Raw genomic sequence first — 19,425 nt, forward strand, 5'->3', positions numbered from 1 at the left:
CGTGTTACTCACCCGTTCGCCACTCGAGCACCCTGCAAGCAGGGCCTTTCCGTTCGACTTGCATGTGTTAAGCACGCCGCCAGCGTTCGTCCTGAGCCAGGATCAAACTCTCCACAAAAAATTTCAGAACAAAAATCCGAAACAGGCCGTGAAAAGCCCGAAACCCAACAAACAAACAAACCACCACAAACCACACAACAATGCAGCCCGTGCTGGCGTCCAAAAAATTACTACAAAGAAAAAATAAGTTCCCTCAACCCGACGGGGTCAAAAATAAGGAAACTGAAAAAAGTTGAACACAATCACATGCCAACCAATCCATCTCAATGCAGCCGAAACACCAAACAGCATTCAAAAGAGTACGTGTTCCACATACCCAACCGGCACACACCAACCAAAAAACCACCTAGGTCTATTGGCAGACAAACCAATCAACACACAACCATGCACACAAAAAATAAAAAGTACATTGGCACACTATTGAGTTCTCAAACATCATCACCACACAACAACCACACACACTTTGGCGTGTAGCTCATTGTGAGCAAAAAGAATTTTGTTTTGTCAGGGCCTGTTTTCCTATCGCCGCTTCAGCCAGGAACTTTTCTGTTCCTGTGGGGCGCTGTCGGTCGCGCTGACTCGTATTAAGTTACACAGCGACTTAAACAAACACAAATCCCCAGGCCAACCCTTCTTTTGAGCGGTTTAATCTATGCCCATCCAAGCGCTTATTCCGCCACGGTGAGCGTTTGCTCGGCGAATGTACGCGGGCAGCATCAAAGCCCAGACTGTATAGAAGGCCACCGCCAAGAAGAGCTGGGCAACCGCGGAGACCGGCACCAGAGTGCGCAGAAGTGCCATCCCAGCAATGAGGACCAGGTAGAGAGCGAATAAGTGCCAGTTCTTCTTTCCCAGAAATTCCAGACTGACCACTATAGGGGCGCAGGTGGCACTAAGCAGCACGATGTCCGCCACAAGTTCGCCGTCGTTCGCTAGTACTACGCTAAAGGTGCTCGCGACTAGGACAGGTATCAGACCGAGCACGGCAGTATGCCGGGACCAAACAGCACGGCTTCCACCAAGTACCGTGTATTCGCGCAGAGATACTCGCAAGCTGTGGAGAGCTGCAGCGAACATCGCAAATGACAGTGCCCAAATGAAGATGCCAAGGAAACCAAGCAGCGGAACTTCCTCCTTATACCGGTTAAGCACATACCCGATTGCTTGGGCCAGACACGCTGCACCCCATGCCTTGACCTGCGGGCGGTATATCGCTTGCCCAGCCAAGGTGCGGGGGAACCATCCGAAGCCGCTTGAGGGTTGGGTGCCGGTGGTGGTGTACCCGGTCCGTTGAGGCGCAGCTTTGCGGTACATTGCCCACGCCGCTGCGACGGCATAAATGGGCAATGCCCACCACAACTGCACGGTGAGGGCGCCAATAGCTGCCGCCAATGCGCTCAGGGCAACGAGACTGCGGCGATGCTCATTCCAGATTTTCGAACCCAGACCCACCAGCTGGTACTTCTTAAAGTCTGGTGCCAGGGTAAGTATTAGCGACAAGGAAAAGATCACCGGGAACACGTTCCACGTTCCCTGCGCCATGACGGGCATGACCAACAAAGCTAAAAAGAAGAAGGACCAGCTCCACCAATCGCCTAGGTACCACAGTAGTTTCATGCTCTCTCCTCCAATGCCAGCACCGCACGCTCTAAAGAGACCTCAGTGGCGCGCAGACCGTAGGCCTGAGCAGTGCGGAAGATGGGGTCGGTGGCGGTAGAGCGGGCGTCGATAAGCACGCGGTCGCCCAAACCTGTGGTTTCCCTACTGAGCACGCGGAGGTCGAGCTCTGTGACCGCTGCTGTGAGGGCCTCAGAAGGTCCGGTGAGCTCGAGAATTCCCTCGATGAAGTCATCGATGGGACCGGAAATGGGGTTATCCCCCATCAGCGAGACGGTGTCGAGGAGACCTGCTACCTCATTGAGGTGATGGGTAGAGATGACAATTGTGCGGCCGTGCTCCTCGCGCAGCACCTGATAGAAAAGCTCCCGGCGCTGAGTATCGAGGCCCAGATAGGGCTCGTCGAGAAGCATGACCTCGCAGCCAGAAGCAACGGCGAAGATAAATCCCACCGCAGACTTTTGCCCGCGGGACAGGGCAGAATAGGCCTTGGCCGGCACGTCGAAGCGAACCAGCAGCTCATTGAAGCGCTCCTCATCCCAGCGCGGCCAGCGCGCCTTACCAATAACGCCCAGCTTCCCGATGCCCCAGGAATCCGGCAGTGGGTTATCAATACCCATCAATATGACTCGGTTGAGAACCGACTGCTTGTCAAAGGGTTCCTCGCCGAAGACGGTGATACCGCCAGATTGGATTTGTCCGGCAATTTTGCGCAGGAGCGTGGTTTTGCCAATGCCGTTGGGGCCAACTAAGCCATGTGTGAGGCCATCGGCAAAGGTGAAATCTCGTGTTGTAATCATGAGTACATTCCTCGGCTTTCTGCAACGCGATCAAATAGGTCGTGGAGTTGGGCGCGGTTATAGCCCAGACGAACGGCTTCGTCGACAAGCGGTGCCATGTATTCCGCCGCGAAATCGGCGCGGCGGCGCTCCCGGATCGTTTTCAGGGCGCCTTCTGCCACGAACATGCCGATGCCGCGGCGCTTATCCAGCACCCCGATATCCACCAGGAGGCTGATGCCCTTGCGGGCAGTGGCCGGGTTGATGTTGTGAAAATCAGCAAGCTCGTTAGTGGATGGGGCCCTATCCCCCTCGCCCAGGGTGCCGTCCACGATGGCGTCCTCCACCAGAGAAGCAATCTGGCGGAAGAGTGGTTGCGTGGAATTATCCATTAACCCTCGGTTCGTTGGTTAGTTACTTGTGTAACCAACCATATCGGCAACACCCCATCCCTGCAATACTTCCAAAGAGAAAACTTTTTTGCTGCCACTGCGCTGGGATTTTGCCCAAGGTTATCGACGTTTTGTGACTAATGGGGCACACTGGAAACCACAAAGAATTTTATTTAGAACAATTAGAACGGAACTTAGGAGCCATGCTTGAACGCACACTCGTCTTTGTCGATACCTCTTACTTGCTCGCTAGCTTTTATAACTCGTGGGAAACGGGTGCCCGCGCACAGCTAGAAATCGATCTGCCCGAGGTGGTCAGCACCATGGGCGGGATGATCGAGAACCAACTGGGAACCCCAATCCAGCGCCAATACTGGTATGACGGCATTCCCGATACCGGCCCACACCGCTACCAGCGCGCCCTACGCACCTGCGAAGGGGTCCAGCTGCGCACCGGACAGCTCATCGAATGGGGTGAGCGCCGCACCCAAAAGGCCGTAGATACCCGTCTCGTAGCGGACATGGTCATCGCCGCCATGAAGGGCCAATTCACTGACTTTGTCCTCGTCAGCGGCGATGCCGACATGATCCCCGGCGCACAAGCAGCCGTGGATAACGGCATCCGCGTACATCTTTATGGGTTTGGCTGGGACTCCATGTCCTCCGCACTGCGCCATGCCTGCGATTCCACCACCATCTTGGATCCTCGCGAGGACTTCGCAGACGCTATGGAATTGCAGGTCTTGGAAGGCCCGCTTCCTCCAGTGGTGCGCGAAAATGCACATAAAGAGGGCGAGGAAATGCCCGAACCGGATGAATGCGGCGAGCCCTCAGAGGTGGAGGCAGCCTTCGGCGCCACAGAAAAGCCCACCCCGGCCCCGACGCCCAAGCCGGCTCCGCCCAAGGCGGATGCGGCAGAGGATTCCCCCGCCGAGGAGGACTCTCCGGCGGAGAAGCCGGCGCCCAAGCCATCCATGATGGCACCGCGCCGCAAGCTGCGCTCTAAGTATGTGCCGCTGCCGGAGGAAGTATGGAGCTCGGCTGGGTTCCAATCCCCATTCGACGTGGGCCAGCAATACGCCTCGTGGTGGTTCGATAACGCTGCTAGCACCGAGCAGCGAGATCAGGCACATCTACTTTCAGGCGGCGGGCTTCCCCCGGAGATCGACCGCCCGCTGTTGCAGTTTGCCTGCGAAACCCTGCACGAATACACCCTGACCGAAACCCAGCGCGTGAACCTGCGCGATGGATTCCACTCAGGGATTCGTGGGGTTCTGATTAATGTTCGCCGGCAGAATTAATCGCCGGATTCGAGCTCTTTCTTCTTTTTAAGATCCGCCCGGATGGCATCAAGGCGCGCAGTCGCCTTCATGTCATTGCCGGCGGCTTGAATCTCATTAATGCGATCGCCGCCGGTGGCGTGCTGCAATTCTTGGGCGCCAAGGGCATCGGCGTAGCGCTTTTCAATCTTGGCGCGCACAGAATCAAGAGTAGGAACGGAATCGTCCGGGTTGAGCTGATTCATGGAATCAATAGCCTGGGCGTTCTTTTCTTGCATAGCCGCCTGGTCCGCCTGGGCCTCCAGCTGGCTAACCTGCGCTAGTTGTTCCTTCAAGCGCGCCTCAGACTGCTGCTGCTGGCTCTTGGCCTGCGCGGCAGCCTGCTCTGCGGCGGCGTACTGCTGCTTAACGTCTTCCAGCTCCTGCTCCACCGCTACCAGCTGGGAGGCAACCACTTCCGCAGCCTGGTTATACTCGGAGGCCTTTTGCGGATCCTCCGCAGAATCCGCCAGCTCCAATGCACGCTGGGTTTGAGACTGGTAGTCCTGCTGGGACTTAACCAGGCGGTTCATCTGCATCTCCAGCTGGGACTTATGGCCGATGATTTCTGCAGCGTGATCAGAGATCTGCTGGTGCTGCTCCTTGGCGGCCTGGACGGCCTGCTGGATCTGCACCTTCGGATCAGCGTTCTCATCAATTTTCTGATCGAAGGAACTCATCATGTACTTCCAGCCCTTGCTGAAGGGGTTAGCCATTATCTTCTCCTTTGGACATAAAAAGACGCTTTCTAGCGAGTTTAGCGATACTCACCAGAAAGCGCCTAGGAAGCTAGCGGGGATTAACCCTGCGCGTTCTGCTCTTCTACCTGGCGGCGAACCTCCGCCATATCGAGTTCCTTGACCTGCTTCAGCAGGTCTTCCAATGCTGCAGGTGGCAGCGCGCCAGCCTCGCGGAAGACCAAGATGCCATCGCGGAAGATCATCAGCGTAGGAATGGACTGAATCTCCAGCGCGGATGCGAGGCCCTGGTTGGCCTCGGTATCGAGCTTGGCAAAGGTAGCATCCGTGTGCTCTTCGGAGGCCTTTTCAAAAACCGGCGCAAAGCGCTTGCAAGGGCCGCACCAATCGGCCCACGCGTCTACGAGCGTAATGCCCTCGCCGGTAACGGTTTCTTCAAAGTTTTCTTCGGTGACATCGATAGTAGCCATGGTTGTTCTAACTCCTTTGCGGATTGCTTTATTCCCCAACGTACATGAAATATCCTTGTCATATACCCCTAGGGGGTATAAAATGGGCCCGGAAACCAACCCTAAGAAAGGATCATCATGAGCACCAAGAACTACACCGTAGAGGGCATGACCTGCGGACATTGCGAAATGTCAGTAAAAGAAGAGGTCGGCGAAATTTCCGGCGTTAGCGAGGTCACTGCGGACCACACCACCGGCGCCGTAACGGTTACCGGCACCGATTTCACCGATGAACAGGTAGCGGCCGCCGTGGCAGAGGCCGGCTACACGCTGAAGTAGGAACCACCATGTCCCACTTGGACCTTGGCGTAACAGGAATGACGTGCACCTCCTGCTCCTCCCGCGTCGAGCGCAAGCTGAACAAGCTCGAGGGAGTAAGCGCCAGCGTCAATTTCGCTACCGAGGCGGCGGCAATCGAGTACGACTCCCAGACGGTAAGCCCACAGGAGCTCATTTCGGTGGTAGAGGGCGCAGGTTACGGCGCCTTCGATATGGCGGCGGCGAAGACGGAGGATCCGCAGGCCGAGAAGAGCAGTGACGGAGGGCTGCTGCGCCGCACCATCATCTCCGGTGCCCTATCGCTACCGCTCATGGTGGTATCGATGTGGCCGGCACTGCAGTTTTCCAATTGGCAGTGGGCCTGCGCCATCGTGGCCACCATCGTTTATATCTTTGGTGGCGCACCATTCCACACTGCAACGTGGACAAACCTCAAGCACGGTTCCTTCACCATGGACACGCTTATCACCATGGGAACCTCAGCGGCCTACTTTTGGTCGCTGTGGGCGCTGTTTTTCGGCAATGCGGGCGAACCGGGCATGAAGATGCACATGACGCTGGACGCGAACGCGGCGCAGATGGATCACATCTATTTCGAGTCCGTGGGCATGGTCATTACCTTCCTCCTACTCGGCCGGTGGTTCGAAGCACGAGCCAAAGGCCAGTCCTCCGAGGCGCTGCGGGAGCTGCTCTCCCTAGGCGCTAAAGAAGCCTCGGTACTGCGCGAGGGAGGCGAGAAGCGCATTCCCATTGCCCAATTGCAGGTAGGCGATGTCTTCGTAGTACGCCCGGGCGAAAAGATCGCCACCGATGGCATCGTCGTTGCCGGCAACTCGGCGGTCGACGCCTCCATGATCACCGGCGAGCCCGTGCCCGTCGAGGTCGGGTCCGGCGATGCGGTGACCGGCGCAACCATTAATGCCTCCGGCAAGCTCGAGGTCCGAGCGACCAAGGTGGGCGAGGATACGGTACTGGCCCAAATGGCCCAGCTGGTCACGGATGCACAAACGTCCAAGGCGCCGGTACAGCGCCTCGTGGACCGCATTGCGCAGGTCTTCGTCCCCGCGGTCATGGCCGTAGCAGTGCTGACACTCCTTGCCCATCTTTTCTTCGGCGGGGTGGCCCCGGCCTTTATCGCCGCGGTCTCCGTCCTCATCGTGGCCTGCCCTTGCGCTATGGGCTTGGCGACGCCCACCGCGATCCTCGTCGGCACCGGCCGCGGGGCACAGCTGGGGCTTGTCATTAAAGGCCCGGAGATCCTGGAATCTACGCGGCAAATCGATACCATCGTCATGGATAAGACCGGAACGGTCACCGCCGGAGAGATGTCCGTTACCGCCGTACACGGCGACGTGCTCGACTTGGCCGCGGCCGTGGAACACAACTCCGAGCATCCCATCGCTCGCGCTATCGCCCGAGAAAGCACGGTGGAACCAGCTACCGATTTTGCAGTAGTTTCAGGCGGCGTGGAAGGAACTGTGGAGGGGGCCCGGGTGGGCGTCGGCAAGCGCCAAAGCCCGTTGGGCGACCTAGAAGCGCCATTCCGCGCCGCACAGGACGCTGGTGCCACGCCGGTGGTCGTCACCGTCAACGGGCAGCCTGCAGGCATCATTGAGGTACGCGATACCCTCAAGCCGAGCTCGTCCGCCGCTGTGGCACAGATGAAGGAGCTAGGGCTTACCCCTTACCTGCTGACCGGCGATAATGCCGGGGCCGCCCGCGCCGTGGCTGCCGAGGTAGGAATCGATCACGTCAGCGCCGGGGTCCTGCCCGAGGACAAGGTGAACCACATCAAGGAGCTGCAGGCCGCGGGGCACACCGTGGCGATGGTGGGCGATGGAATTAACGACGCCGCCGCACTGGCCCAAGCCGACCTCGGCCTCGCCATGGGCGCAGGTACCGACGTTGCCATTGAAGCCTCCGATATCACCCTGATGAACGGCGATTTACGCTGCGCCGCTGATGCTATTCGGCTCTCGCGCCGCACGCTAGCAATCATTAAGGGCAATCTCTTCTGGGCCTTCGCCTATAACGTCGTACTCATTCCCGTGGCCGCGCTCGGCTGGCTCAATCCCCTGCTGGCGGGCCTGGCCATGGCACTGAGCTCGGTTTTCGTGGTTACTAACTCGCTGCGGCTGCGCGGCTTTTCCGTCCGTCGCTAAATAAGGCCGCCGAGGCACCCCTGTGCAGGCTAGCATTGGCGGAGGCGTAAACTCCCCCGCCACGAAAGAAAGGACTAGCGCGTGCTCAGCAGGGTATCCCTCGCCGCGTGGACTGCGGTTATGATCGCATTGACCACGCTGAAGCCCTTCTACCAGATTGGCTACTTGTGGAAGCCGGAAAATCAGCGTGCCCGAGAACTGCGCTGGGTACCATTCGATGAATTTTCCGGCGGCAGCTGGTTTGGCCCGCTCTTTGAGTACGCGGGCAATACCGCATTCTTCATCCCCTTCGGCATGCTGGTCTTTAGCCTCTGCCGCTCCATTAAGAGCACGGCCGCGTGGGGATGTGGCCTCAGCCTCGTACTAGAGGTGTGCCAGTATGTTTTCACCCTCGGGCGCACCGATATTGATGATCTTCTCTTCAATACCCTAGGCGCTCTCATCGGCGCGGCGTTCGCCCGCCTCTGCGGCGAACGCCTTTTCCCCGTGTGGCGGTGGTTGGCGCTCGCCGCAGCTGCGGTTTTCTTAGTATTGGTCATCCTTGGTCCACGATTGGGAGACCCCAACGCGGTGGTGGACCTGTAATTTATCCGTGCGCCATATTGACGAACTTGGAGTAATGCAGCTGGTGCGCCACCTGCACGGTATCGATCGGACCGCCACGGTGCTTGGCTAGGATAATATCCGCCTCGCCGGCGCGCTCATTATCGCGGTCCTGGGAATCGGGGCGGTAGAGCAGCATGACCATATCGGCGTCCTGCTCCAGCGAGCCAGACTCACGGAGATCCGCAAGCTGCGGCTTTTTATCCGTACGCGCCTCAGGTCCACGGTTCAGCTGCGAGATCGCGATAAGAGGTACCTCCAGCTCCTTGGCCAAGAGCTTCAGCTGACGGGAGAACTCAGAGACCTCTTGCTGGCGGGACTCTACCTTTTTACCCGAAGACATCAGCTGCAGGTAGTCCAAGACGATCAGATCCAAACCGTGCTGCTGCTTGAGGCGGCGGGCCTTGGACCGAATTTCCATCATCGTGAGGTTCGGTGAGTCATCAATAAAGAGTGGGGCATCTTGGACTCGGTTGAGGGTCTCATCGATTTTTGCCCAGTCCTCGGTGGAAACTCGGCCACCGCGCATATCGGCCAGCTTTACCTCTGACTCCGCCGAGAGCAGGCGCATGACAATCTCCGAGGCGGACATCTCAAGAGAGAAAATCACCGAGGACTTGCCGTGCTGCAAGGAGCAGGAGCGCATAAAGTCCATGGCTAGGGTCGACTTACCCACACCAGGGCGAGCAGCAACGATGACCATCTGGCCCGCGTGAAGGCCGTTGGTCAACTTATCGAGGTCGATGAAGCCAGTAGGCACACCTAGCTCCACGCCGCCGGCTTGCTGCAGGGCGGCGAGCTCATCAATGGTGGGGTCAATGAGGTCTCCCAGGACTCGGTAATCTTCTGCCGTCTTGCGCTGGGCGACGGCGAAAACTTCCTGCTGTGCACGGTCCAGCACGGACTCGATTTCTGCATCTTCGGTGCCGGAAAATCCGAGCTGCACTACGCGCGTGCCGGCATCAACAAGCTTGCGCAGCACTGCCTTTTCCGCGACGATTTCGGCGTAGTAGCGAGCGTTGGCCGCCGTGGGCACTGTAGCTAGCAGAGTGTGGAGATAAGGAGCACCGCCGACGCGCTCGAGGTTATTAAAGCGGTCGAGCTGGGAGGCCAAAATGACGGCGTCGACGTCCTTGCCCTCGGAATATAGATCCAGCATGGCACGGTAAATCAACGTATGCGCCGGATAGTAGAAATCCTCCGGCTCTAGCTCCTCGATGACCTCCATCACCGTATGGGGGCTCAGCAACATTGCGCCCAGGACGCCCTGCTCCGCTTCGCGGTCTGCGGGAGGCTGGCGGAATTCGCCATAGCGCTTTGGCTCTTCCTGCTGATAGCGGCGGCGTGGGGCCGGTTCCTCCTCCGGCGGTGGCTCCGGTGGCAGGTGTTCATCATCAAAACTGGCGTTGGTCATGTCTTCCCCCTTGTAGCTATTCGAGCAACCGAGCGTATCGGAATCTCAGTTTAGTCTAGTGCCCGGACACCACCCCCTGGGCATAACTTCCACAGTTATCCACAGGGTGCTGTGAAAATTGCAGGTCGCGGGAGCCTTTGCCCATATTTGCCCTGCATAGGCCTGTGGATAACTCCAAAACTCCTTGACCTGCACAAATCATAATCCCAGCTCAGAGCATGTTTTTCCAGATGTGAAAATAGGCACATCCTTGGTGGATAAGCGGCCTGACCTGCGAGTTAATAAAGAGGCCTCCGCGTAAACAGAGAGTTAAGTTGCCAAAGAGTTATCCACAGAATTCCACAGTTATCCACAGGCCGGTTAAAACGCGCTAAAGGCCCCAAGTTCCTGCCACCTCACATAGCAGGAACTTGAGGCCTAAAGCGTTGCTGTTGTCTTTGGGTCTATATGGACCGTCGTGCGCCTAGTTAGGCAGCAACGACCGAGAAGTTCACCTTGCCGATAACATCAGCGTGCAGCTTCAGCTCGACCTGGTAGTTGCCGGTCTTCTTGACCAGGCCCTTAGGAAGCACAACGATGCGCTTATCCAGCTTAGGGCCACCGGCCTTGGAGACGGCGTTGACAATGTCTTCTGCTTGAACGGAACCGAAGAGCTTACCGGATTCGGAGGTCTTAACCTCTACCTTGACATCCGTCAGCTGCTCGAGCTGGTTGCGGACCTCACGTGCGTGATCCAGGTCGCGAATCTCGCGAGCTTCCTGGGCGCGCTTGATGCCCTCAATCTGCTTCTCTGCGCCGCGGGTAGCCACGATGGCCAGGCCGCGAGGAAGCAGGTAGTTACGTCCGTAGCCGTCCTTAACCTCAACAATTTCGCCAGCGGCGCCGAGGTTCTCAACGGCAGCGGTGAGGATCAGCTTCATGATCCCTGCCTTTCAATTGAGTTAGTTGAATAGTTGCGGGTGACAGACTTAGAACGGAGGTTCAGAATCAGCGCCTCCGAAACCACCTGCAGGTGGTGCGGAGTTCCACGGATCCTCAGAAGGAGCCTGGTTCTGCTGCGGCTGCTGTTGCTGGCCGCCTCCAAAACCGCCCTGATTATTGTTATTCGAGCGCTGCTGGCCGCCGCCAAAGTTATTGCCGCCCTCACGCGGATTGCGGTTTACCTGAGCGGTGGCGTAGCGCAGAGACGGACCGACTTCGTCGACGTCAATCTCGAATACGGTGCGGTTATCGCCCTCACGGGTCTGGAAGGAACGCTGCTTCAAGCGGCCGGTAACGATGACGCGCATGCCCTTAGACATGGTCTCGGCAACGTTTTCCGCTGCCTGACGCCATACGTTGCAGGTCAGGAACATAGCTTCGCCGTCTTCCCACTGATTCGTCTGCGAGTTATAGCGACGAGGGGTGGAGGCGACGCGGAAGTTAGCTACTGCCGCACCCGCCGGGGTGAAGCGCAGCTCGGGGTCAGCAACGATGTTGCCTACCACCGTGATATTGGTATCTCCCTGTGCCATGTCTTTACTCCTTATCGGTTACGTGGATTGTGCTTGATCCCAGTATCCGTTACTTGCTGTCGGTGCGCAGAACCTTGGTACGCAGGATGGTGTCGTTCAGGTTCAGACGGCGGTCGAGTTCGGCAACCGAAGTGTGCTCGCACTCCAGGTTGACGACGGCATAAATGCCCTCTTCCTTCTTGTTGATGGGGTATGCAAGACGGCGCTTGCCCCATACATCAAGGTTCTCAACCTTGCCGCCTTCCTGGCGGACGATTTCGAGGAACTTATCCAGGGACGGGGTTACGGTGCGCTCATCCTGATTAGGATCCAGAATGATCATGACTTCGTAGTGACGCACGGACCTCATCACCTCCTATGGTCTAGTAGTTTTCGGCTGCATCACCTTTGCGGATGCAGCAGGAGGGTACGTTGCGTCAAGCAACCCCACTACAGTACCGCAAATGACCGGCGAAAAGAAATCTAACCAGTGGTCGTTGCGGCGAAAAACACAGCGGCAGTCGCCGGAATGATGGTGAGGAAAAGAATGGCCAAAAGCCCCAGCACGATGGGCCCGCGACGATCCTCCCGATTGTGGAAGAGCCAGAAGGCTGCCATCACGCAAAGGAATCCCAAGAAGATGGATGCCATTCCGATATAGGTAACGATCATGCGAATGCTCCTGCCAAGGGGTCGCGGCCGGCGTGCGCATCGCGCACTTTATCCGTGGTTTTTCCGCACATCTGGCGAATAACGAGGACAGCCATGGCGATAATGAGGGCATCGCGGGAGATAATCGCAACGTCAAGCAGCTCGTGCGGAATACCTTTATTGTCTGTTCCCAGCATGTGCCACATGAGTAGGGGCCATACGAGGGCATCGACAAGCGCCCAGCTAAAGACCAAGCGCCAGCGTGGCAGGGCTAGCGCCGCGGGCACCAATAGCCACAACGAATACTGGGGCGACCACACCTTGTTGAATAGTAAGAAGGCGGCCACGATGAGGTAAACCAGCTCGGCCATACGCGGGGTCCTTGAGCTGCGCAGGCCCAGCACCGCAATCGCCGCACAGAGAGCCAAAAACGCCACCAGGCTGAAGGTATTGAGGAACTCAGGGCTAAAGCTAATCCCAGTATTGCGGCTAAGCACCGAGTAGATGGTGGTCCACTCCGCACCGCGCTCTTGGTTGAGGCGGAAAAATTCGCGCCATGCCTCCGGGTACTTCAGGGCCACCGGCGCGTTGACTACGATCCAGGTCACGGCCGCGCCGAGCAAGGCGTAGAAAAATTGCGGCCAGCGGCGGTTGCGCGCCGCCAAGACCAAGAATGCGCCCAAGAGAAAGAGCGGCCACAGCTTAAAGGAAGTGCCAAGGCCGATGAGGACACCCGCTACGGCAGGGCGCTTGCGCGCGGCGGCCAGGAGCGCACCTACGGCAAAGGCAATGGAGGAGATATCCCAGTTGCTGAAGGCGTGAATAATGATAAGAGGGCTGGCGGCGACGAGGATGGTGTCCCAAGTGCGATTGCCCACCAGCAGGTAGACCATGTAGAGCACGCCTACCCAGATGCACGCCATAACCAAGGCGGTCAGGCCGAAGTACCATCCGGCCTCCGGGATGCCGGCCCACTCAACCAGAGAGTACGTATTGCGGGCGATCCATCCCATCAACCCCTGGAATAGGCCTGCGAGGACTGGGTACTCCATATAGCGGGTCAGGTCACCCTCTTGCCAGGAATAGGCATAGGGGAAGCCGCCTTCATCGAGGCCGCGGCCGCCGTAAAGCGGGATGATGTCGTTATAGCAAAATGAGGTGTACTGGCGGTTGCCCGCCCAATTTAGGTTAATGACCCCGTCATCACCGCGGGTGCCGCCGGCGCAATTAGCCTTCGAGAGGAATCCGCACGCCAGGAAAACCCAGCCGACGGCGATTATGGCGCGCAGCGGGGTCCACCACTGGGTGCGGCGTACACCGGCAAAACGGCCCCTTGGCCCGCCGAGGAATTCAATTACCCCGCGGGCCAAGGGTTCTGAGGAGGCGGGAATGCGCTGGTGCGGATTCGCTGTCACTGCCGCCTACCCTAGGAGGTCTGCCAAGTCGCTATCGGGGCCGATGAGGTCATCCAACGACGGCGCCTCTGGCTGGGCCGGTGCCTGGTTGCTATTACCGCTATTGCCACCATTGCCGCTATTGCCATTACCGCGCTGCGGATTCGGGGCTGGCTTCGGGCTCTCCGGCTTGTTCTCCGGCTGAGCCGGCTTGGTTTCCTCTTCCGGAGCTGCTTGCTCGGTCGGGGCCTCGTAGTACTGGGTATCGTCAGCGCCGCTATCCCAGCTCGGGTCATAGGCCGGAGCGGCCGTTCCGGCGCCCATGTTGCCGAATCCCAGCGGATAGGCAGCCGGGAAGTTTTGGAATTCGGAGTTGGCCAGGGAGTTGTCCAGCACGGCCTTCCAAATCTTGGTTGGCGCGCCGGCGCCGTACATGATGCCGCCGTACTGATCGAAGATAGCGGAGGTGTTATCCGCGGTACCTACCCACACGGCGGTAGCCAGCTGCGGGGTAGCACCGACCATCCAGGCATCCTTGTTATTTCCGGTATCGCCCATCTGAGTGGTGCCGGTCTTTGAGGCGGAAACACGGCCACCGGCAAGAGCGCCATTAGACCATGCGGCCACCGGCTCCATGGCTTCGATGACGTTATTAGCCACGTTGGACGATACGCGGCGCTCGCCCTCGTCTTCGGGGTGCTCGTACAGCACTTCGCCGGCAGCGTTTTCTACGCGCTGCACAAAGTGCGGGTTATGCCACACGCCCTGGTTAGCCAGGGTGGACATTGCGGTGGCCATATCGAGCGGGCGGGACTGGTACTGGCCCAGAACAATGCCTTCGAATGGCTGCTTGCCGTTTTCCGTCAGCGTCTTTTCAATGCCCGGCAGGGACTTAGCCACGCCAAGGGCGTGCGCCATATCTGCGGTGTCCTGCGTGCCGTTCTTGAGGTCCTCCTGCAGGCGAAGGAAGGAGGTATTCAGGGATTGCTTGGTAGCCTCGCGCAGGTTGCATACGCCGCAGCCGCCGCCCACGTTGGTGACAACATCCGAGCCAGGCAGCTGGTACGGAGCGGACGAGTAATTGGTATCTAGACTGATGCCCTGCTGCAAGGCGGCCGCAAGGGTCATGATCTTGAAAGTAGAACCGGTCTGCAGCGGGGAGTTGGCGTAGTCCCAACCATTGGAATCGTGACCGCCAAAGTATCCACGGACCGCACCGGTCTTCGGATCGATGGTCACGGAAGCCGCACGCGCGTCCTCTTGCAGCGGAGCCATCTGGTCATCGACTGCCTGAATGGTGTTGTTTTGCACATTCATGTCGATGGTGGTGGTGATGCGCAGGCCGCCGGTGGACACCTCGTTTTCGGTGATGCCTACCTTTTCCAGTTCGCGGATGACCTGATCCTTGATGTGGCCATTAGCGCCTGGGGCTTCGGTGTAGGCAGAGTACTCAGCTGGGTCGCGGGTCTCTGGGAAGACCATGCCATCGCGCTGTTCCTGGGTGAGGTCACCCATGTCTACCAAGCCATCAAGGACGTAGTTCCAGCGGTCCTCGGAGCCCTCCTGGTTCACGCGCGGGTCGAGGCCGGACGGGGACTGAATGAGGCCGGCGAGCATGGCGCCTTCCTCCGGAGTGAGGTCCTTGGCGTCCTTATCAAAGTAGGCATTGGATGCCGCCTGGATGCCGTAGGCATTGCGGCCGAAGTACACGGTGTTGAGGTAGGCGTTGAGAATATCCTCCTTATCCCACTCATTGGTCATCTTCACCGAGTAGATGAGCTCGCGAATCTTGCGCACGTAGGAGTATTCGTTGCCCACCAGCGTGTTTTTCACATACTGCTGGGTAATGGTGGAACCGCCGCCAGCATCTTCATTGCCGGTTACCTTACCAACCACGGCGCGGCCGAGGCCGGTGAAGGAGAAGCCGGAGTTATCCCAAAAGTCACGGTCCTCCGCGGCCAGCACGGAGTCCTGCACGTATTCCGGGATTTCATCCAGCTTCACGTGGGTGCGGTTGCCTTCCGGCGGCACCAAGCGGGCGAGCTGGGTCTGATTATCACCCGCATAGATGGTGGAGACCTGGTTATTGGCTAGGTCCTTCGGCTCCGGAACGGAGTATTGCGAGTATGCGTAGGCAAAAAGTCCTGCGGGCAGTGCTACAAAGACCAGTAGGAACGCCAAAACGACCCACGGCCAGATGCGGCGCTTCTTTGTCGCCTGCTTTTTGCTGGGGCGAGCCCCCTTAGCGGACTTGCCGGTAGATTCCTTCTCGGTCACTGATTCGTGTCCTCATTCATCCCTGATCACAAACTAAATAATTGCAGCTTACTGCCTAAGGCGGTGCGCGGGAAACTAACACGCGTTAAATGCAGTAGCAGAACGCAACAAGTGGTTCCACCGGCACTGGCGGCATACCTCCACCTCGTGCACCGTAAACTCCAAGCCCTCAGCTACAAACTCCGCTATTTCTTTCTCACTGCGGGCACTCCCGGCGCGGCGGCCGAGGTTCTCGCCATAGACCCAGCGCGTAAGCCGCAAAGGCTCGCCGCACACGGGGCATTCCTTATCCATGGTGCGCCCGTGGTGCTCAGCTGCGGCGCGCAGCAAAAAGTCAGCATCGCACACGTCCTCCCGCGTGAGCTGCCCGGCGCGAAATTCGCGCAAGTGGTGGGCGCGCTCCCACTCATGGGAGAGCACGTGCTTATAGGCAACGGAATTCACCCGGATCATCCTAATTACCTCTTCTTGATCGATCCACATGGCGTTATGCCACCGTAGGGCATAATTTTCGGCTTACCCTTGCGCAGTCACTGACAGCTACAACTCATGGAGTTAAAGGAGTAGACCGTGTCCGAAAAAGTAAAGGTCGCCATCGTGGGCGTCGGCAACTGCGCCACGTCCCTCATTGAAGGCGTGGAGTTTTATCGCAACGCCGCGGCCGATGCAGATATTCCCGGTTTGATGCACGCCCAGTTTGGCCCGTACCACGTAGGCGATGTGGAATTCGTTGCCGCCTTCGACGTGGATGCGGACAAGGTGGGCAAGGACCTGGCGGAGGCTACGCGCAGCTCCCGCAATTGCACCATTTCCATTACCGACGTCCCTGAGCTGGGCGTTACCGTGCAGCGCGGTCCTACCCTGGACGGCCTCGGCCGGTACTACCAAGAATCCATCGCGGAATCGGAAGCCCCGCTTGCCGACGTCCCCGCCACACTCCGCCAGTCCGGCGCCGACGTCGTAGTCTCCTACCTACCGGTGGGCTCTGAAGAAGCGGATAAGTTCTACGCCCAGGCGGCCATCGATGCCGGCTGCGCCTTTGTCAATGCCTTGCCGGTCTTTATTGCCTCTGATCCGGTATGGGCGAAGAAATTCGAAGACGCCGGGCTGCCCATCGTGGGCGATGATATTAAGTCCCAGGTGGGCGCGACCATTACTCACCGCGTCATGGCGAAGCTTTTTGAAGATCGCGGCGTGCGTTTGGAGCGCACCATGCAGCTCAATGTAGGCGGCAATATGGATTTTAAGAATATGCTCGAGCGCGAGCGCCTCGAATCCAAAAAGATCTCCAAGACGCAGGCCGTAACCTCTAACCTGCACAACTCACCCATCGCCGGCAAGCAGGAGGACCGCAACGTCCACATCGGACCTTCCGATTACGTGGAATGGCTTGATGACCGTAAGTGGGCCTATGTCCGCTTAGAGGGTTCCGCCTTCGGCGAAGTACCGCTGAACTTGGAGTACAAGCTGGAGGTCTGGGACTCGCCAAACTCCGCCGGCATCATCATTGATGCCGTGCGCGCCGCCAAGATTGCTCTCGACCGCGGGGTGGCGGGCCCGGTACTGGCTGCCTCGTCCTACTTGATGAAATCCCCGCCGGTGCAAAAGGCCGATGACGTGGCGCGCGCCGAGCTAGAAGACTTTATTGCCGGAAACTAATTTTTTAACTTCCGAACTACCGCGCAGGGAAAACGGGCTATACAATCGTTTTCTATGACGCAGCAACATGAGGAGAAGGGCCCCGCTCAATCCCCGTCTACGTACGAGGATGCTGTCGAGGTCGCGCGTTCCATCCAGCCGTCGCTCAATAAGCTCATTCTTATTTTCCAGCGCACGGCGGAAGGCTCTTCATTGACCACCTCGCAGGTGTCCATCATGAACCAGCTGCGTATGCGCGGACCGTCCCGCGTTTCCACCATCGCGCAGGCAGAACTTATCCGCATGCCCACCGCCTCCAACGCGCTCTATCAGCTAGAGCGCCGCGGCTACGTGGAACGCCACCGCGATGAAGAGGACCGCCGCGGCGTCTTGGTAGCGCTGACGCAACTAGGCGAATCCGAACTAGCCATCGTCTCGCAGCAGCGCGCCTCCGCCCTAGCAGAGATCATGCGGTGGCTCGAGCCGAAGGATTTGGAGACCGCGAACGACGTTGCCACCGTCATCTCCAAGCTGGCTGATGTCTATCGCCCCACAATGAACGGCGAACAGCACTAGTTCTGCCCGCGGTGATTTCATTTTTCTTGGCCTTAACGTGATAATTGAGGGAAACGAAAACCGTAATCTCTCACTAGTTCACTCCGTATGGCAACTGATTCTTCCGATGGGCATCTGCCGGCCTTGAGCAAGGGCTCGGCCGATAAACCCCTTCGCATTCTTATTTCTTGGAGCCCTTCTTCCTCCGGAACCGAGGCTCTAGATTGTGCCGCGTGGCTTTCCCGTACCGCCACTACCCAGGTGCGGGTCATCTCTACCGTGTTCCAGCCGTGGACTACTACTTCCCTCACCAAGCTGGGCGGAAAATATAAGAAATGGTTTAAAGCACAAAAGGAGGCCTGCGCAGCCGCTACCCATGCCGCCCTCGATGAAGCCGGCGTACCCCGCAGCTGCTGGGATGACAAGCCTTCCCTCTTGGTCGACGGGCCTTCGCGCCCCCACCTACTGACGGAGATGGCCAAGAAATTCCAGGCAGACCTCATCATCTTAGGCCCCAACCAGGCTGCGCCAAAGGGCCGTTTCTTTGCTGGTTCTACGGCCGATACCTTGCTGCATTATTCTCCTCAGCCGTTGGGTTTGGTGCCACGCAAGGTAAAGCTGTCCAAGCACGGCGTCACCCGCTTCAACTTTGCCATCACCGAACGCAGCCCGCGCGAAGACCATGAGATGCTCGCCGCAGCGGAGCTCGCCAACCGCTGGAATCTGCCGCTGCGCCTGCTTGTCTTCTCAGCAAAGGGACTGCTCAATACGCCGTCGAAAGACAAGCACGATATGGCGCTCAAGCTGGCAGCCGAGTGGCTCGAGGATTCCCTCGCCATGCTGGACCGCGCCCGCGATAGCATCCAAGAAAAATTCCCCGATCTGGATGTCACCTCAGAAATCGGTTCCGGTGCAGGCTGGGGCGGGGCGGTGGATTCGCTCAAGTGGAAGAAGGGCGATCTGATGCTCATGGCCTCCACCCCGCAGGGCCCCATCGCCCGCGTGTTCTTGGGATCTACCGCCACGGAGCTGCTGCCGCATATTCGGGTGCCTATCTTGGTCCACCCATCCTGCGGTTAGGATTGGGGCATGAGCCTGCGACCAGAGCATCCCGAAAACGATCTGACTTCCGATGCGGACTATGCCAATCTGCGCCGCCCGGAACCGCGGAGCTTTGATGAGCTGGCCGATGAGCCGGACCCTTTAGAGATTGCCGCTGCTAACCGCCGCTCCACCCGCCAGGCCGTCTGGTACATGATCGGCGTTCTTGTGCTCTCCGCGCTTTATGGTTTCGCAGTCGCACTCATCACCCGGCTCTCCGGTGGTCCCTTGTGTGAGGATGGCACCGCCACGTGGCTCTGCACCGACGGGCAGCGCACCTTCTTTAGCCTGACCACCCCGATCATTCCCTTCTTCGGCATGATCGGCTGCGCCATCATCATGGTGCGCAAGCTGCACCGCTATCTGCGGTGGCGCAGTTGGATGGCCATTTTCTGGGTCATGGCCTGCAATTTCATGCTGTGGACCATTACCGATATCCAGCTGTTCCTCATGGACTCGGCCGCCGCATAGAAACTTTCCGCCT

The 19,425-nt window shown here is 58.5% G+C and carries 21 protein-coding genes and 1 rRNA gene; 8 read left to right on the top strand and 14 right to left on the bottom strand.

The window, feature by feature from the left end:
* The 4 genes from MHX61_RS06385 to MHX61_RS06400 all read right to left on the bottom strand — a co-directional run.
* Window positions 1-118 (bottom strand): 16S ribosomal RNA (locus MHX61_RS06385); the annotation flags it as partial.
* Between the two features lie 587 nt (window positions 119-705).
* Window positions 706-1,677: a beta-carotene 15,15'-monooxygenase gene (locus MHX61_RS06390; RefSeq protein WP_239193630.1), complete on the bottom strand. Its 972-nt coding sequence runs from the start codon at window positions 1,675-1,677 to the stop codon at window positions 706-708.
* A complete protein-coding gene (locus tag MHX61_RS06395) occupies window positions 1,674-2,477 on the bottom strand; it encodes an AAA family ATPase (protein ID WP_239193632.1) in 804 nt (267 codons plus the stop codon). The genes MHX61_RS06390 and MHX61_RS06395 overlap by 4 nt, the downstream gene beginning before the upstream one ends.
* A complete protein-coding gene (locus MHX61_RS06400; protein ID WP_005327000.1) occupies window positions 2,474-2,848 on the bottom strand; it encodes a GntR family transcriptional regulator in 375 nt (124 codons plus the stop codon). The genes MHX61_RS06395 and MHX61_RS06400 overlap by 4 nt, the downstream gene beginning before the upstream one ends.
* Window positions 2,849-3,051: 203 nt before the next feature.
* On the opposite strand from MHX61_RS06400, the gene MHX61_RS06405 reads away from it, so the two are divergent.
* Entirely contained in the window at window positions 3,052-4,149 is a 1,098-nt protein-coding gene (locus tag MHX61_RS06405; protein WP_005325960.1) for an NYN domain-containing protein, read from the top strand.
* Here the strand turns inward: MHX61_RS06405 and MHX61_RS06410 are convergent.
* Both MHX61_RS06410 and trxA read right to left on the bottom strand, forming a co-directional pair.
* On the bottom strand, window positions 4,146-4,883 hold the full coding sequence (locus tag MHX61_RS06410) for a PspA/IM30 family protein (protein WP_005325958.1): 738 nt from the start codon (window positions 4,881-4,883) through the stop codon (window positions 4,146-4,148). The genes MHX61_RS06405 and MHX61_RS06410 overlap by 4 nt on opposite strands.
* 83 nt (window positions 4,884-4,966) lie before the next feature.
* Entirely contained in the window at window positions 4,967-5,335 is a 369-nt protein-coding gene (gene trxA, locus MHX61_RS06415) for a thioredoxin (RefSeq protein WP_005325956.1), read from the bottom strand.
* Window positions 5,336-5,452: 117 nt separating this feature from the next.
* On the opposite strand from trxA, the gene MHX61_RS06420 reads away from it, so the two are divergent.
* The 3 genes from MHX61_RS06420 (at window position 5,453) to MHX61_RS06430 (ending at window position 8,400) form a co-directional block, all read left to right on the top strand.
* Entirely contained in the window at window positions 5,453-5,653 is a 201-nt protein-coding gene (locus MHX61_RS06420; protein WP_005325954.1) for a heavy-metal-associated domain-containing protein, read from the top strand.
* Window positions 5,654-5,661: 8 nt separating this feature from the next.
* On the top strand, window positions 5,662-7,815 hold the full coding sequence (locus MHX61_RS06425; RefSeq protein ID WP_239193634.1) for a cation-translocating P-type ATPase: 2,154 nt from the start codon (window positions 5,662-5,664) through the stop codon (window positions 7,813-7,815).
* A gap of 120 nt (window positions 7,816-7,935) precedes the next feature.
* The gene (locus tag MHX61_RS06430; protein ID WP_239193729.1) at window positions 7,936-8,400 is read left to right on the top strand and encodes a VanZ family protein; all 465 of its coding nucleotides are present in this window, start codon (window positions 7,936-7,938) and stop codon (window positions 8,398-8,400) included.
* A gap of 1 nt (window position 8,401) precedes the next feature.
* On the opposite strand, the gene dnaB is transcribed toward MHX61_RS06430, so the two are convergent.
* The 8 genes from dnaB to MHX61_RS06470 all read right to left on the bottom strand — a co-directional run bounded on the left by dnaB (window position 8,402) and on the right by MHX61_RS06470 (window position 16,100).
* Entirely contained in the window at window positions 8,402-9,832 is a 1,431-nt protein-coding gene (dnaB, locus tag MHX61_RS06435) for a replicative DNA helicase (RefSeq protein ID WP_005325950.1), read from the bottom strand.
* A gap of 467 nt (window positions 9,833-10,299) precedes the next feature.
* Window positions 10,300-10,752 (bottom strand): 50S ribosomal protein L9, encoded by a 453-nt coding sequence (gene rplI, locus MHX61_RS06440; protein WP_005325949.1) that lies wholly within the window; start codon window positions 10,750-10,752, stop codon window positions 10,300-10,302.
* 48 nt (window positions 10,753-10,800) lie between these two features.
* On the bottom strand, window positions 10,801-11,346 hold the full coding sequence (locus MHX61_RS06445; RefSeq protein ID WP_005325943.1) for a single-stranded DNA-binding protein: 546 nt from the start codon (window positions 11,344-11,346) through the stop codon (window positions 10,801-10,803).
* Between the two features lie 49 nt (window positions 11,347-11,395).
* A complete protein-coding gene (gene rpsF, locus MHX61_RS06450; protein WP_005326996.1) occupies window positions 11,396-11,686 on the bottom strand; it encodes a 30S ribosomal protein S6 in 291 nt (96 codons plus the stop codon).
* Window positions 11,687-11,808: 122 nt separating this feature from the next.
* Window positions 11,809-11,997, bottom strand: coding sequence for a hypothetical protein (locus MHX61_RS06455; RefSeq protein WP_198492222.1), 189 nt, complete (start codon window positions 11,995-11,997; stop codon window positions 11,809-11,811).
* Window positions 11,994-13,391 (bottom strand): glycosyltransferase 87 family protein, encoded by a 1,398-nt coding sequence (locus MHX61_RS06460; protein ID WP_239193636.1) that lies wholly within the window; start codon window positions 13,389-13,391, stop codon window positions 11,994-11,996. The genes MHX61_RS06455 and MHX61_RS06460 overlap by 4 nt, the downstream gene beginning before the upstream one ends.
* Window positions 13,392-13,397: 6 nt before the next feature.
* On the bottom strand, window positions 13,398-15,647 hold the full coding sequence (locus tag MHX61_RS06465) for a transglycosylase domain-containing protein (RefSeq protein WP_239193638.1): 2,250 nt from the start codon (window positions 15,645-15,647) through the stop codon (window positions 13,398-13,400).
* Between the two features lie 75 nt (window positions 15,648-15,722).
* Window positions 15,723-16,100: a DUF5318 family protein gene (locus MHX61_RS06470; RefSeq protein WP_034667960.1), complete on the bottom strand. Its 378-nt coding sequence runs from the start codon at window positions 16,098-16,100 to the stop codon at window positions 15,723-15,725.
* Between the two features lie 117 nt (window positions 16,101-16,217).
* On the opposite strand from MHX61_RS06470, the gene MHX61_RS06475 reads away from it, so the two are divergent.
* The 4 genes from MHX61_RS06475 (at window position 16,218) to MHX61_RS06490 (ending at window position 19,412) form a co-directional block, all read left to right on the top strand.
* Window positions 16,218-17,306 carry an inositol-3-phosphate synthase gene (locus MHX61_RS06475; RefSeq protein ID WP_239193640.1) on the top strand — a complete coding sequence of 363 codons (1,089 nt, stop codon included), beginning with the start codon at window positions 16,218-16,220 and terminating at the stop codon, window positions 17,304-17,306.
* A gap of 54 nt (window positions 17,307-17,360) precedes the next feature.
* On the top strand, window positions 17,361-17,861 hold the full coding sequence (locus tag MHX61_RS06480) for a MarR family winged helix-turn-helix transcriptional regulator (RefSeq protein WP_179387141.1): 501 nt from the start codon (window positions 17,361-17,363) through the stop codon (window positions 17,859-17,861).
* 87 nt (window positions 17,862-17,948) lie between these two features.
* Entirely contained in the window at window positions 17,949-18,920 is a 972-nt protein-coding gene (locus MHX61_RS06485) for a universal stress protein (RefSeq protein ID WP_239193642.1), read from the top strand.
* 9 nt (window positions 18,921-18,929) lie between these two features.
* Window positions 18,930-19,412: a hypothetical protein gene (locus tag MHX61_RS06490; RefSeq protein WP_239193644.1), complete on the top strand. Its 483-nt coding sequence runs from the start codon at window positions 18,930-18,932 to the stop codon at window positions 19,410-19,412.
* Window positions 19,413-19,425 lie beyond the last annotated feature (13 nt).

Source organism: Corynebacterium sp. ACRPF, from assembly GCF_022347395.1.
In the GTDB taxonomy this organism is placed as follows: domain Bacteria; phylum Actinomycetota; class Actinomycetes; order Mycobacteriales; family Mycobacteriaceae; genus Corynebacterium; species Corynebacterium tuberculostearicum_D.

Bases quoted from the DNA above. Each gene is read 5' to 3' on its own strand.
- MHX61_RS06490 (WP_239193644.1), top strand. From the start codon at position 18,930: ATGAGCCTGCGACCAGAGCATCCCGAAAACGATCTGACTTCCGATGCG.
- MHX61_RS06455 (WP_198492222.1), bottom strand. From the start codon at position 11,997: ATGATCGTTACCTATATCGGAATGGCATCCATCTTCTTGGGATTCCTT.
- MHX61_RS06430 (WP_239193729.1), top strand. From the start codon at position 7,936: ATGATCGCATTGACCACGCTGAAGCCCTTCTACCAGATTGGCTACTTG.
- MHX61_RS06425 (WP_239193634.1), top strand. From the start codon at position 5,662: ATGTCCCACTTGGACCTTGGCGTAACAGGAATGACGTGCACCTCCTGC.
- MHX61_RS06410 (WP_005325958.1), bottom strand. From the start codon at position 4,883: ATGGCTAACCCCTTCAGCAAGGGCTGGAAGTACATGATGAGTTCCTTC.
- rplI (WP_005325949.1), bottom strand. From the start codon at position 10,752: ATGAAGCTGATCCTCACCGCTGCCGTTGAGAACCTCGGCGCCGCTGGC.
- dnaB (WP_005325950.1), bottom strand. From the start codon at position 9,832: ATGACCAACGCCAGTTTTGATGATGAACACCTGCCACCGGAGCCACCG.
- MHX61_RS06405 (WP_005325960.1), top strand. From the start codon at position 3,052: ATGCTTGAACGCACACTCGTCTTTGTCGATACCTCTTACTTGCTCGCT.
- MHX61_RS06390 (WP_239193630.1), bottom strand. From the start codon at position 1,677: ATGAAACTACTGTGGTACCTAGGCGATTGGTGGAGCTGGTCCTTCTTC.
- trxA (WP_005325956.1), bottom strand. From the start codon at position 5,335: ATGGCTACTATCGATGTCACCGAAGAAAACTTTGAAGAAACCGTTACC.
- MHX61_RS06400 (WP_005327000.1), bottom strand. From the start codon at position 2,848: ATGGATAATTCCACGCAACCACTCTTCCGCCAGATTGCTTCTCTGGTG.
- MHX61_RS06470 (WP_034667960.1), bottom strand. From the start codon at position 16,100: ATGATCCGGGTGAATTCCGTTGCCTATAAGCACGTGCTCTCCCATGAG.
- MHX61_RS06445 (WP_005325943.1), bottom strand. From the start codon at position 11,346: ATGGCACAGGGAGATACCAATATCACGGTGGTAGGCAACATCGTTGCT.
- MHX61_RS06395 (WP_239193632.1), bottom strand. From the start codon at position 2,477: ATGATTACAACACGAGATTTCACCTTTGCCGATGGCCTCACACATGGC.
- MHX61_RS06480 (WP_179387141.1), top strand. From the start codon at position 17,361: ATGACGCAGCAACATGAGGAGAAGGGCCCCGCTCAATCCCCGTCTACG.
- MHX61_RS06420 (WP_005325954.1), top strand. From the start codon at position 5,453: ATGAGCACCAAGAACTACACCGTAGAGGGCATGACCTGCGGACATTGC.
- MHX61_RS06485 (WP_239193642.1), top strand. From the start codon at position 17,949: ATGGCAACTGATTCTTCCGATGGGCATCTGCCGGCCTTGAGCAAGGGC.